The organism is Aminobacter sp. J41 (assembly GCF_000526635.1).
Taxonomy (GTDB): Bacteria; Pseudomonadota; Alphaproteobacteria; order Rhizobiales; family Rhizobiaceae; genus Aerobium.
Window position 1 is genome coordinate 1 of record NZ_JAGL01000056.1, and the last position, 11942, is coordinate 11942.

At 66.3% G+C, this 11942-nt stretch carries 7 protein-coding genes; 2 read left to right on the top strand and 5 right to left on the bottom strand.

Annotated elements, in window-relative coordinates; all coding sequences use genetic code 11:
* Nucleotides 1–352 precede the first annotated feature (352 nt).
* Complete coding sequence (locus tag L630_RS22305) at nucleotides 353–916, bottom strand: hypothetical protein (RefSeq protein WP_024849884.1); 564 nt, start codon at nucleotides 914–916, stop codon at nucleotides 353–355.
* A 97-nt stretch (nucleotides 917–1013) separates the two neighbouring features.
* Between L630_RS22305 and L630_RS23250 the strand changes: the two genes are divergently transcribed.
* Nucleotides 1014–1190: a hypothetical protein gene (locus tag L630_RS23250; protein WP_186445273.1), complete on the top strand. Its 177-nt coding sequence runs from the start codon at nucleotides 1014–1016 to the stop codon at nucleotides 1188–1190.
* Nucleotides 1191–1210: 20 nt separating this feature from the next.
* Nucleotides 1211–1336, top strand: coding sequence for a hypothetical protein (locus L630_RS23560; RefSeq protein WP_256366540.1), 126 nt, complete (start codon nucleotides 1211–1213; stop codon nucleotides 1334–1336).
* 33 nt (nucleotides 1337–1369) lie between these two features.
* Here the strand turns inward: L630_RS23560 and L630_RS0119560 are convergent, their stop codons facing one another.
* From L630_RS0119560 to L630_RS23010, 4 genes are all read right to left on the bottom strand, one after another.
* Nucleotides 1370–4492, bottom strand: coding sequence for a Mur ligase family protein (locus L630_RS0119560; RefSeq protein WP_245263812.1), 3123 nt, complete (start codon nucleotides 4490–4492; stop codon nucleotides 1370–1372).
* A 23-nt stretch (nucleotides 4493–4515) separates the two neighbouring features.
* Nucleotides 4516–5709: an HlyD family type I secretion periplasmic adaptor subunit gene (locus L630_RS0119565; RefSeq protein ID WP_024849886.1), complete on the bottom strand. Its 1194-nt coding sequence runs from the start codon at nucleotides 5707–5709 to the stop codon at nucleotides 4516–4518.
* Nucleotide 5710: 1 nt separating this feature from the next.
* Complete coding sequence (locus L630_RS0119570; protein WP_024849887.1) at nucleotides 5711–7924, bottom strand: type I secretion system permease/ATPase; 2214 nt, start codon at nucleotides 7922–7924, stop codon at nucleotides 5711–5713.
* Between the two features lie 136 nt (nucleotides 7925–8060).
* Nucleotides 8061–11942, bottom strand: a 3882-nt coding sequence (locus L630_RS23010) for a BapA/Bap/LapF family large adhesin (protein WP_198019561.1), incomplete at its 5' end; no start/stop codon positions are given.

Sequence of the window (11942 nt, forward strand, 5' to 3'; positions counted from 1 at the left end):
TGGGGGAGGGGGACCATGCGAAGCATGGTGGAGGGGGCGTGCCGCGCTGAGCCATACCCGATTGCAGTCCATCTGTTTGCGAACTTCTGTGGGTGTGCGCATCCGCCCCCTCCGGCGCTGCGCGCCACCTCCCCCGCTTCGCAGGGAGGATCCTGCGCCAGTACTGTCAGGCGGAGCGGAAGGAAAAGCACAGGCGGACCTGGGCGAAGCGCACGACAGTTCGGCTCGCGCCGCATGAACGGCCCTCAGATTGCCACCGCCCGAGCCTGATCCGGGACACCTGCCGGAACATCTAAGCCTAACCGATGGAGATAGCCACGCTCGGCGCCGCCCGCCGCCATCACCGCTGCGCCTAGCGGATGCTTGCGACCCACTCGCAGAGGCGGATGAGCGGTCCATGCGGGACATCGGGTTCGACAGGCGCTGCGCCGCTGCCGGCCGTAGCCGCTGTGGCCCCGGCGTCTGAAGCGGTTGCCCCCTGCCCGGCCGTGCCGCCCGTGCCGCCCGTGGCGGCCTGATTGCCGGATGGAGAAGTGCCGCTGCTGGAACCGCTGGCTGCCGCGTCGCTCCCCTCGCCCGACCGGGTGTCGCTCTTTGCGCAGTGCTCGCGCACGGCGGCCTGCTGCTCGGGTGAGAGCCTCGCGAAATTTTCGCGGAATTCGGGTTCAGGCCGCAATGTGCCAGCCCCGGTGTCGAGGAACAGCGCGTCGCCGATTTCGCCATCCCACTCGGCGGGCAGCGCGCCGGTGTCGCTGCCGGTGCCGCTCACGCTGACGCGCCCGGTCTTGCCGGCGGCGGTATTGGTCTGGGTGTCGTCCTGCGCCCACGCCGCGCTGGAAAGCGCCTGCGCCAGTCCCAGCGCCAGCACGGCGGCGCCGATCGTCATCTTCTTCATCGTCTGCCTCTTCGGGTTCATCTGCCGCCGAACCGCGCGCAACTCTCAATGTTCCGGACGATGAAGGCGGGGAACATTGGCAGGCAGTGGCGATTAGGCGCGATCAGGGAGCTCAGCCATGCCGGACCCAGACACGCCCGAGAGGGAAAATTCCGACCGCGTGCCCGACGGCACGCCCTATTCCGCCGAAAACGTCTGCCGCAAATGCGCCGGCACCGGCCGCGTTGAGGGGCGCGAGTGCCCCGACTGCGGCGGCAGCGGCAAGGTCACCACCCCCGTCGGCGGCGCCGGCTGAGCAGTTGAGCTGGAGATGACATGAGCGGAAAATCCTGGATGCTTCTCGCCTTCGTCGTCATCATCGTGCTGATCGCGGTGGTGATGAACCTTCAGCCCGAAAGCACCGACAACCCGCCCGCCGAGACGCAGACGGAAGCCAACTAGCCGGCCTGGGTTCCACACGTCCCTCCCTGCCCGTCAGCCGGCAGCAGCGCCCCTTTCCTTCAGCCACGCCACCAGCACGTGCATCTTCGTGCTGTGCGAGCCTTTGAACAGGACGACGTCGCCGGAAGCGAGGTCGCGCAGGAGGGTTTCGCGCAGGTCATCGAGGGAGGTGGCGAAGGTGCCGCGTTTGGATGCGGGAAGGTTTTCCCAGAACGCGCGATAAAGATCGCCGCAGACATGGACCCGATCGATCGCGGAGGTGGCGATCAGGGAAGCAAGCTCGGTGTGGTAGGTTTCGGCGGCGGGGCCGAGTTCCGCCATTTCGCCGAGCACCGCGACGCGGCGCTGGCCGGGCTCGCCGGAAAGGCGTTCGAGGGCAGCCGCCATCGAGCCCGGATTGGCGTTGTAAGCGTCGTCGATCACCCGGATCGCGCGGCCGTCGAGGGACAGCTCGAACACCTCGCCGCGTCCGGGAAGTTCTGAGAAGCTTTCGATGAGCGGAAGGGCGGGTTCCAGCTCGTGGCCGAGCGCCGCGATGGCGGAGAGAATGGCGAGGCTGTTGACCGCCATGTGGCGGGCGGACGAGCCGATGCGGTAGGTGAGCTCGCGGTCGAACAGGCGGGCGCGGACCTCGCGGGTCGCCGGATCGAAGGCCAGCAGCCGGACGTCGCATTCTTCCCCAGCGCCATAGGCGATCACCCGCAGCTTGCGGGCTTTCGCGGCCGCGAAGACGGTGTCCCACTCGGCCATGTCGCGGTTGAGCACAGCGGTCGCGCCCTCCTTCATGCCGAGGAAGATCGCGCTCTTGGTGCGGGCAATGTCGGCCAGCGTCGACTTTTCGCCGAGATGCGCCGGCGCGATGTTGGTGAAGATCGCAACGTCGGGCTGCGCCATCCGGGCGCTGACGGCCATGCGGCCGATGGCGAGTTCCAGCACTGCGTGCGGCGTGTCCCACGGCATCGAGGCGAGGTTCCAGGCAACGCCATGCGGCAGGTTGGCGTTGAAGGCGCTCTTGCAGACCGGGCCCCATGCTGAGAGCGCGTGCGCGGCCATCGCCACCGTCGTGGTCTTGCCCGAGCTGCCGGTGACGGCAACGACCTTTCCGGTCATGCGCGCGCGGGCATAGCGGCCCATCGCCAGCACCGCTTCGGCGGTGTTTTGCACCTTCAGGAGCGGAAGGCCGGGCAGGTCTTCCGCGGTATGCCCGGTGGTGATCGCGCCGGCTGGCGGCGGGTCCATCCGCTTCACGACCGAGAGCAGCATGCCGACCTTTTCCTCGCCATGGCGCACGACCACCAGATTGCCCGGCTGCATCGCCGGCGCATAGGTCGACAGCCCGGCCGCGCGCCAGTTTTCCGGCGGAGGAACGATCCATTCGCCGGCGATGGCGGCGGCGACGTTGTCCGGCGTCCACCCGGTTTCGGCTTCCTGCGGCGCCGCAACCTGCGCTTCTGCCGCCGCCGCCTCGACAGCGCAGCGGGAGGCTTCTCCCTCGCGCAGATAGCGGAGGTAAGCAACGAAGCCGGACAGGTAGTGCTCCACGTCGTCGATCCGCACGCGAAAAGCGTGGTGGCGGATGAAGAAGGAGCCGGCGATCCGGCTGGGGTTGCGGTAGTACATCGCCAGCTCCGGCCAGAAATGGCCGTTGAGCAGGTAATGCGCGCGGGTCTCCAGCGCGCGGTAGAATTTGTCGATGTCCACCAGCCCGAGCAGGTGCTTCAGCTCCGCGTTCCCGGCAATGCGGGAAAGCATGCGCTCGGCCGCCATCATCAGTTCGAGCAGCGTCGGGAAAGTTGTGATGCGCTCGATGACGAAGTCGAGGTAGTCGGCGAAATTCTGGATGCCGAAGCGGAAATAGCGTTCCTCCGGCCGGTAGCGCGTGAGTTCGTTGACGCAGTAGCTCAGCCAGTGGTCGTGGTGGCGCCAGTGCTCGGCGGCGATGAAATGCCCGAACGCCTTCTCGACGGTTTCGAGGAGAGCCGGGTTCCGCGTCTGCTCGTAGAGCCGCATCAGGCCGAAGGCCGCCTCGCCATCGTAATAGATGGTGCGGAAGGCATCCTTCACCGAAAGATCCGCGAAGTTGAGCACGTGGACGAAGGCGCCGGTCTCGGCGTCCTGCATGAAGCGGATGCCGGCCGCGAGTCTTTCGGCAAGCGGCAGGAGATCGGTGGTGCCGGTGACGGCGCTGTACTTGGCGAGGACAAGAATAGTGACGGCATTGCCGCCGAGCTTCACCTCGCCATTGGCTTCCACCAGGAACGCGGCCTCGCTGCCGTCGGACAGTTTTGCCTCGCGCACGAGCTCGCGGCTGACATAGCCCAGCGAGCGGTCGATCGCCGCCTTCAGCTGCTCGTCGCGCGTCACCTCCCACGCCTCGATCATCGCATAGGTGGAGCTGGCGTGGCGCAGCGCGTTGTAGGCCTCGATGCGCCGGTCGAAGCAGGGATGATAACCATAGATGAAACGGCCATCCTCCTGCACCTCGCCGGCTAGATAGTTCGACGAATTGCGGATCAGGCCAAGGACGTCGTCTTCGGCAAGCTGCTCGATCCGGCGGCGGCTGGCGTCGGGGCCGGAGGGGTTGAGCGCGAAGATTTCGCCGGTCTCGGCCGAGAACGCGCCGGCGGTCGAAAGGACAAAAACCTCGCCTTCGTCGGCAAAGTTGACAGCTGGCAACTCGGGGAATTTGGTCCGCGCGTAGAGCGCAAAATTCTTCTCGTTGACGACGACCGAGAAGACCGCGTTTCCGCCATAGAGCATGGCGTTGGCGTTTAGTTCCTGTTCGAGGAAAGCGACGCTGAGATCGCGGTCGAGCGCGAGGGCATGGCGGAAATAGTTGCGCTTGATGCCGGCAAGCAGCGCGCGAAACTCCTTCCAGCGCATGGACTGAACATCCTCGACCCAGTCGAGCCGCAGCCACCTGCCCGTAATGTTCTGCGCGGCCATGACGTCAGCGAGTCGTCCGGCAGCCATCGCCCATGCGGCGTCGAAATCCTCGCCGGTGCCGCCGACGACCTTTGCTCGCCGGTCACCGTCGCTGACCGAGAGGAACAGCGCATAACGCGGATGCGGGGCGGCAAGCGGCTTCATCGCCGCCTGTCCCGCCTCGCGAAGGCGCGCGAGACGGCTGTCAAATTCCCGTTCAGGCATCAGCATCGCGGCTTCCGTTCAGGCTTTTTCTAGCGTTCGCGCAGCGCTTCGCGCGCCTTGTTGAACGGCTTCGTGAGATATTCGAGCACGGTCTTGGAGCCCGTATGGATGTCGACGGTCGCAACCATGCCCGGCGTGATCGGGAAGCGCTTGCCGGCCTTGTTCACCAGTGCGTCGGCGGCGGTTTCGATGAAGACGCGGTAGTAGAACACCTTCGGGTCGGTCTCGTCCTGGATCGTGTCCGGCGAGATCGAGGTGACCGAGCCTTCGAGCGCGCCATAGATGGCGTAGTCGTAGGCGGTGATCTTCACGCTGGCGCGCTGGCCCGGATGGATGAAGGCGATGTCGCGCGGCGAAATCCGCGCCTCGACCATCAGCTGGTCGTCGACCGGCACGATGTCCATCAGCTTGCCGTTGGGCGGGATGACGCCGTTGATGGTGTTGACCTCGATGTTCTTGACGACGCCCCGCACCGGCGAGCGGATGGTAAGGCGCGTGAGCGCGTCGGCCCGCCCGCGCACCACGGAGGCGAGCGCCTGCACCTCGGCATTGGCCTTGGCGAGTTCCTCGCGCGCGGCAACGACATATTGCGACTGCGTCTCGACCGCCTTGAGCTCGAGCTCCGCCAGCTGGCGCTTGAGGCGGATGACTTCCACGGTGCTGGCCGCGCCCATCTTGGTCAGCGTCTCGTTGATCTCCAGCTCGCGCTTTACCAGCTGTGTCGACTCGTCGATCCAGGTCAGCGTCTGTTCGAGACCGCGCTTGCGCGCCTCGTAGAGCTTCATTTCGGAGGCCTTGAGCTCGGGATAATCGTCGAGCTCGCGCGGGAAGACGACCTCAGTACCGCTGACCTCGGCAAAGAGACGCGCCGAGCTTGCGAGCGCGGCGCGGTACTTCGCGGCGCTTTCCTCGACATTGGACTCGGTCTTGACCGGGTCGAGCCGGGCCAGCACCTCGCCCGCCTCGACGATCTGGTCCTCCCGCACATTGAGTTCGGCAAGGATGCCGCCCTCGAGCGACTGGATCACCTGTTCGCGCATGGTCGGGATCACCCGGCCGCTGCCGGTCGACACCTCGTCGAGCGCGGCGACATAGGCCCATCCAAGGCCCATGATCAGCAGGAGCGCGGTCCACCAGATGATGCGGCGCGAGCGGCGCAGCCGCGCGCGATCGCCCTCGATCTCGGTCCAGATGTAGTCGGCGTCTGCGTTCGTCACGGTCATGTCAGACCTCTACGCCGGATTCGTGGTTGATCTTCGACGCGCCGTCGGCTCGTCCCTTCTTGCCGCCCTGCTGGCTCATGCCGCGCAGGACGAGCAGCGCCCGCTCGCGCTCGTCGTCGAGCGCCACCAGGCCGTTCTCGATGACGATGATGCGGTCGACAAGTTCGAGCGCGCGCATGCGGTGGGTGGCGATCACCACGGTCCTGTCCCTGGCCCACTCGCCGAACTCGCGGATGAAGTGGCGTTCGGTCGCCTCGTCCATCGCCGCGGTCGGCTCGTCGAGCAGCACCACGCGCGGCTGACGCACGAGAAGACGGGCCAGTAGGATCGCCTGCTTCTGCCCGCCCGACAGGCCGAGCCCGCCCTCGAGGATCATGTGGTCGAGGCCCTTCGGCAGCTTGCGGATGAACTCGTGGGCGCCGACCATCGCCAGCGCCTCCAGCATCTGTTCCTGCGTCGCGCGCGGCGCGCCCATCAGGATGTTGTCGCGCAGCGTGCCGTGGAACAGTCGTGCGTCCTGCGTGAGCAGGCCGACGTCGCGGCGCACATCAGCCGGGTCGATGTGCTGCATGGCGAGGTTTTCGAGCAGCACCTCGCCGGCGCTTGCCTCCAGCATGCCGGATAACGCCTGCAAGAGCGTCGACTTGCCCGCACCGTTCTTGCCCAGCACGGCGATCTTTTCGCCCGGGCGGATGCGAAGGCTCCTCACCGACAGCGCCGGCGGCGAGGATTCGTCGCCATAGCGGAACACGGCGGACTTCAGCTCATAGGCGCCGGCGATCGCATCGCAATGGACACGCGTTTCGCTCGGCGGATGGTCGATCGGCATGCGCATGATCTGGTCGAGGCTCTTTGCCCCCACCCGCGCGTGCTGGATGCGGCTGGTCAGTTGCGCCACCTGCGCCATGGGCGCGATCATGCGGGACGACAGGATCGAGGCGGCGACCAGCGCGCCGGTCGTCATCGTCCCCTCGATCACGTAAGGAACGCCGAAGAAGATGACGCAGGCATAGACGCCAAGCTGCACGCAGTGCGTCCATGCATTGAGCCCGCTCGTCAGCGCGCGCAGCTTGAGCTGCGCCTCGCCGGTGACCTGGTTGAGGTGGTTCCACTGCTGCTGGAAGCGGTCTTCCGCCTGCAGGGTCTTGATGTCCTCGATGCCCTGGATCGCCTCGACGAGCATGGCGTTGCGCAGCGAGCCTTCCCGCATCGCCGACTGCGCATAGCGCCGCAGCCTTCCCTGCGCGAGAATGCCGGGCAGGAGCATGACAGCGAGCGCCGCCAGCGGGATCAGCGCCAGCTGGCCGGCGATGTACCAGAACACGCCGAGGAACAGGAAGAAGAACGGCAGGTCCGCCAGCGCCGTGATCGTCGTCGAGGTGAGCATCTCGCGCACCTGCTCGATGTCGCGGATCTGGGCAATGAACGAGCCGGTCGACTGCGGCCGCACGCGGTTCTTCACGCGCAGCGCGTGGCCCATGATCCGGTCCGACAGGCGCAGGTCAATATGCTTGCCGATGATGTCGATCACGCCCGAGCGCGTCTTGCGCATGACGAAATCGAAGAAGATCGCCAGCATCATGCCGCCGAACAGCACGTAGAGCGTCGGGTAGGACTGCGCCGGCACGACGCGGTCGTAGACCTGCATCGAGAACAGGATGCCGGTCAGACCCAGCACGTTCGCCACCAGCGAGGCGATCATGACGTGGAAGTAGGAGCCCCTGGCGCTGAGGATCAGCCGGCGCAGCCAGTTCTCCTCATAGGGCTTGATGTAGCTGTCGACGCGCGCGTCGGCGATCGATCGGCGCGGCCGCGCGACGATGATGGCGCGCGCCTGGCTGAAGATCTTTTCCGCCGGCACGGGCTGCAGGTCGTCGACATCGGAGAAGACGACGCCGGCCTGCTCGTCGTCGCTGAGCGCGACAACGACGGCGACCTGCCCGTTGCGCAGCTCGACGATGACCGGCAGCTGCCAGCTCGTCACATGCGACGTGGCGGGGTCGATGAAGCGCACGCGCAGACCGGCACCGCGCGCAAGCTCAGTGATCCGCGTCTGCGGCCTGTCGCTGGTCGAGAATGCGGAGGAGAGGCGCAGCCCCTGCACCGACATTGACAATCCATAGTGCTGAGCAACGTAGCAGAAGGCGGCAATCCAGCCTTCCGCGTCGAAGCTGCTCCCCCCACCGCCGGTGCTCCCGGACGCTTCGATCTTCATCCTCTTGTCCTTCAGCTTCGCGTGCCCCCGCTTCGCTGAGTTTCGGATAGGTCCGCCGCAGTGACCCCTGCATCGCGGCAGACCGGTTCGTTTTGCCCGGCCGGGAAAGCCCCGGCCGGATTTTCTGTCACGCCGATCAGATGATCGGGTGGGTCGTCAGGTCGTCGTCATCCGGGTTTTCGATGAAGGCGAACGGATCCTCGACCAGCGGCGTGTCGCCGGCGCCGGTGCCGTTTTCCTGCGAGCCGGAGACCGGGACAGTGTCCTCGTCGTCGCCGAAGCTGAGGTCGAGATCGCCCTCCCCGTCGCCGAGGTCGAAGAGGTCGTCCTCGCCGAGCGACAGCGCGCCCATCGGCACGTCGTCGCCGCCGAAGTCGCCGAACTCGCCCAGCGGCACGACATCGTCGCCGCCGAACGACATCGCCATCATCATCGGCTCCGGCGGCACATACGGGCCGGTGCCGTTCTCGATGGTGATCGCGAGCGTTGCATCCGACGTGGTGCCGTTCGGATGCTCAAGCCGGTAGGTGAACTGGTCCACCTGGTTGATGGCATCGAGATCCGCATTCGGCATGTAGGTGTAGCTGCCATCCGGATTGATGGTCAGCGTGCCGAAGTCACCCGTGACGGTCTTCGCTTCCGTCACCTCGATGAAGTCGCCGTTCTCGTCCTGCACCAGGAACTTGGTGAAGACCGAAGCCAGCGTGTCGTCGGCAAGGACGTTGCCGGAAACCGGCGTTGCCGCATCCGCGACATACTCGTCGAGATGCGTCACCGAGACGAAGCTGTAATCGAGCTCGACCGTATCCGGCGCACTGCCATTGACCGCCCCGATGCTGGAGTTGGCCTTGTAGGTCGCCGTGACGGTGTACGTACCTGCTGCGAGGTCGTTCAGTGTCTTGTTCAGCGTGAAGCCGGCCCAGTATCCACCGGTGCTTTCAGTCTTGCCGAACGTTGCCACGACATTGCCGCCGGCATCCGTAACCGTGATCGTCCAGTCGACATTGTTGACCGTGTTGCCCGGCGACAGCGCCTTGATCAGCACGTTCGCCTGCGTGTCCGGATCGACCGTGAACTGCAGCGTTGTCGTGCGGGTCTGCACCCCGTTCGTCATGACGGCGGACTCGGCGTGCTCGGCAGGTCCGCCCGTCGTCACCTTGTAGGCGCTGTTGACGGCTGCCGATGCGGTATCGTCGTCGGCAACGACGCCGATCACCGCAGGCTGGGTCGGATCGTCCGGCCAGTTCGGCCAGCTGACGCCAACATCCGGGCTGTCGATGCGGATGTGCAGCGTTGCCGTGTCGGTGACACCGGCGGCGTTGCGGATCGTGTAGGTGAAATGTTCCACCTGCCCGATGCCGGCACCCGCAGCGGTCGGCGTGTAGACGTAGTTGCCGTACACGTCGATCTCGAGCACGCCATACTGGCCGACGATGACCGTCTTTTCACCGATGCCGGTGATCGCTTGGCCGTTCACCTCGGTGACCAGCGTGGTCGCATCGGCGTCGCTCGCCTCGATGACGTTGCCGTGTGCCGCCACCTGGTCGTAGCCGCCGACCTCGTCGAGATCGAAGGTGATGACCCGGCCGTCGATCGTGATGTTCGTGCTGACGCCCAGCACGCCCTGCGACACTGCCTGGACCCGGTACCGACCAGGTTCGGTGAACTCTGCAGCGCCCTTCACATCGGTTCCCGAGGCGCCCAGCAGGTCGAGAAGACCGCCGTCGACATTGTTGCTCAGCGTCTCCCACGCCGTGCCGTTCCACTTCGACACCGTAATGCGACCTGTCGTGCCGACACCGAGGACGGTGTAGAACGTCGCCTCCATCGAGACGAAGGCACTTTGGCCCTCCGCCACGGTGAACTCGAAGCTCGGCAGGTAACCGACAGGTGCCCCCACGAGTTCCAGAAGCGTGTAACCCACGTCGTGCTTCGGCTCATCGGACCAGGCCGGCTTCACGACCAGCTCGGCGCCATCGACCACGTCCACCGCGTCGATGACGGCCTCAGGCGTACCTGTGCCGATCTGCGCACCGATGCTCAGCGTGCCTTCGACCTCGGCGCCCGTCCGCGGCTGCTTCACCGTGACGGTGAAGTTGTCGACGCCCGCACCCGCGGCCGGATTGGCCTCGTAGCTGTAGGTGCCGTCCCGGGCGATGGTCAGCGTGCCGTAGGTGCCGTTGATGGTGGCGCCTTCGTCCGGCACCGCATACTCGGTGCCGTTGATGGTCACCTTCGAGACGATCAGCTCCGCATTGGCGCCCGCTGTTGCCGCGTCAAGGAAGTTGCCTTCCGCCGCGCTGAGCGCCACGACCTCGTGGGTCTCCGTCACGTCAGTCGCCGTGACCGACAGGGCGCGCGTCTGCACCAGCGACAGGTCGAGCAGCGTCGGATCCGGCACGAGTGCCGCGCGGTACTCGCCGGCCGGGAAGTCGGTGAGGACCACCGAGCCATCGTCGCCCAGCAAGCCGAGCAGGTCGAGCCGCAGCAGGCCGTCGTCGATCCTCGGCTCGTCGGTCTCGTAACGAACCCAGCGGCCGTACTCGTCCTTCACTTCGATGAACATCACGAACTTGCTGAGGATCTCGAGATCGACCACGCCCGACACCATCGGCCGCAGCACCACCTCGTTGTTGCCCGTGCCGACATCGAACTTGACCAGCGGGTGGCCGGAACCGATGTCGAGGTCGACCAGGTCGCCGAGGAGGCCCAGCGTCAGCAGCGACGTTACCGACTGGCTGTCGCTGGACGGATCAGCTTCGGGCTGTATCGTCACCGTGTCCTGTAGCACCGCCGCATCCGCGACCATCTCCAGCGCGGCCGGAATGAAGGTGTTCGGCAGCGGGACCGGCGTCTGGAGCGACTCATTCTCGGCCGCGTCCGTCTGGGTCACATAGGCGTTGCCGCCCTCGCTTGCCGGCACGACGACCGTGCCGTGGCCGTCCCCGTCCAGCACCACGGTGCCGATGAGATCGCCGTTGCCGTCGTAGACCTTTGCGGTCGCGCCTGGCTCGCCGTCGATGTCGAGCGTGAGACCGTCCTCGGCGACCGTCACCTCCGGCGCGTCCGGCGCCAGCGAATCTGGCAGCGTCACCGGCGTCGGAAGGGATTCGTTGTCCGCCGCGTCGGTGAGCGTGACGACAGCATCGAAACCGTTGCTCGGCGCGACCGTGACTGAACCCTGGCCGTTCTCGTCCAGCACGACGGAACCCAGGAGGTTGTCGTTGGTGTCGTAGACGTTTGCGGTCGCTCCCGCTTCGCCTTCGATCAGCAGCGTGACGCGATCGCCAGCGACGGTGACAGCCGGGGCCGCCGGCGCATCGGTATCAGCATCCGCGTCGGCATCGGCATCGGCGTCCGCATCCGCGTCTGCGTCCGCATCCGCATCGGCGTCTGCATCTGCATCCGCGTCTGCGTCGGCGTCAGCATCTGCATCAGCGTCTGCGTCTGCGTCGGCATCCGCATCGGCGTCGGCATCAGCATCAGCATCTGCGTCAGCGTCTGCATCCGCATCGGCATCGGCGTCTGCGTCTGCATCCGCATCGGCATCCGCGTCAGCGTCGGCGTCTGCGTCCGCATCAGCGTCGGCATCCGCGTCGGCGTCTGCGTCGGCATCGGCATCCGCATCGGCGTCGGCATCCGCATCTGCGTCGGCGTCCGCGTCAGCATCGGCATCCGCATCGGCATCAGCGTCAGCGTCAGCGTCGGCATCAGCGTCTGCATCCGCATCGGCATCAGCGTCGGCGTCCGCGTCGGCGTCCGCGTCGGCGTCAGCGTCTGCATCCGCATCGGCGTCTGCATCCGCGTCCGCGTCCGCGTCAGCATCGGCGTCTGCATCAGCATCCGCATCTGCATCAGCGTCAGCGTCAGCGTCGGCATCGGCATCCGCATCTGCATCCGCGTCTGCATCGGCATCGGCATCGGCGTCTGCGTCGGCATCGGCATCCGCATCGGCATCAGCATCAGCATCGGCATCAGCATCGGCATCAGCATCGGCGTCGGCATCAGCGTCTGCGTC